General features: G+C 64.6%; 1 protein-coding gene and 1 pseudogene. Both read right to left on the bottom strand.

Annotated features, from left to right (window positions below; genetic code table 11):
• Positions 1 to 333, bottom strand: a pseudogene (locus AB0B89_RS36225) (hypothetical protein); the annotation flags it as partial.
• 520 nt (positions 334 to 853) lie between these two features.
• Complete coding sequence (locus tag AB0B89_RS36230) at positions 854 to 1,687, bottom strand: serine protease (protein ID WP_358562255.1); 834 nt, start codon at positions 1,685 to 1,687, stop codon at positions 854 to 856.
• Between the last annotated feature and the right edge of the window lie 105 nt (positions 1,688 to 1,792).

The raw sequence follows: 1,792 nt of genomic DNA on the forward strand, positions 1-1,792 counted from the left end.
GTTCTTCACCTTGGTGGGGGTGACCTTCTCCTGGCCGATCGGCGGGACAACGCCGGCCTTGCCGTCAGGAGCAGCGTCGCCGCCACCGAGCTTGACCTTGCCCGAGACCTGAGCGTCGCCGGTGAACTGCGCGGCGGCCTTCAGGTTGGCACCGCCGTTGGCGGTCCAGAAGCTCGTGACCTTCTTCGCGCTGCTGGCGGAGGCGAGGGAGACGACCTTCTTGGTGGGGGCGGTCGTCGCGCTGGCCGAGGTGACCAGGGTGGCGCCGATCATGCTGGTGGCGGCGATGGCACCACCGATCGGGAGGGCGAGACGCTTAACTCGGGTGTTCAAGGAAACTCCTGGGCCTGTCGTGGAACGCATCTTGCGCCCCATGCGTCAGTAAAGGGATAACCAGAAGATACAGAGAAGATCTTGTTTGCGGTAACCGGATCCGTGGCGATTTTTGCGCGTTCGTCCTTGCGTGATCGTTCCGTGATCGCCGGATCGGTGGATTTCAGCAGTCAAGTCACGCCAAGTCCGTAGCATTCGCGCAGATCAGGGTACGGGTGTGACAAACGGTCCAGAAGTGGTGTGAGTGAACCGCTGCGGACAGTGCTGGTTTTTATGTGATGCAGATCACACCCCTTGAGGGGAGCCAAATCGGCGAGTGGCTACGTCTAACGCCTCCGCAGGCACCCCGAATCGGACATATCAACCAGGCGGGTAGTCCATCTGGCATGGAAGCGGCCAGTGACCCGGAAGTGTTCTCTGCGGGAACGGGTCAAAGCGGGAAGGTTGCCGCCTCTTCCGCCGTACACCGAGAAGGGCCCGGCATCAGCCGGGCCCTTCCCGATGTGACAGATCTCGAAGCTCAGTCGGTCTTCTGGCGGGTCGCGTAGGAGTACACGAGATAGGTCGCCGTGTTGAAGTACGGAGAGGACACGCCCTCGTTGCGGCCGTCGCCGTCCAGGTCATACGTGAGGCTGTTCACGCCGTTCAGGTAGCCGATGCGCCGCGAAGGGCTGTACTTGATCAGCCACGGGCCGCCGCTGGCTCCGGCCGTGAAGCCGCAACCGCTGAACAGGACGCCGTTGTCCAGCTCCCACTTCGGCGTGGAGATCTTCTTGGTGGCCCGGGTGAGGCACGACACCATCGTGAGGCCGGTGTAGGGCCGGCTGAGGTCGGGGTTGGGGCCGGCTGGGTACCCGAACGCGTAGGCCGCGACGACGTACCCCCTGTTCCAGGCGAAGCCCTGGCCGCCGACCTGGTTCTCCAGTCGCCCGGTGTCGACGGACCTGTACATCTGCTGGCCCTTGGCGTCCTTCTTGGGGACGCCGTTCACGTCCTTGTCGGGGTCCCAGCGGTAGCCGTGATGGACGGTCACGAAGGCGTAGTCGAAGTCGTAGTCGCCGGTCGCCGCGTAGGTGTCGTTGATGTGCAGCGTGTGCCCGACATAGATGCCGTACGGCGTCGCCCCGTTGCCGGTGTAGGAGGGGATGAACACCCAGGACTCGACCGGCTTGCCCGACTTGACGTCGTAGGCGCAGTGACCCGCCGTGGCGACGACGTTCCCGTACTTGGAGTGCACGGACGAGGCCGAGCACCAGTACTCGGTGGTGCCGATGCGGAAGAACACCTTTCCCACCGTCGGAGGCAGGTTGACGTTCTTGGTCCTGACGGTCTTGACCGTCTTCGGTGGAGCCACTCCCAAGAGGGCGGTCGTCTTGCTGTTGGGGGCCTTGGTCGTGTTGTCGGGGGCGGGGGGCGGGGGGGGGGGGAGGGGGGGGTGAGTGGGGGTGGCGGGGAGGGG

The sequence above is a fragment of the Sphaerisporangium sp. NPDC049002 genome, from assembly GCF_040649355.1.
In the GTDB taxonomy this organism is placed as follows: Bacteria; Actinomycetota; Actinomycetes; order Streptosporangiales; family Streptosporangiaceae; genus Sphaerisporangium.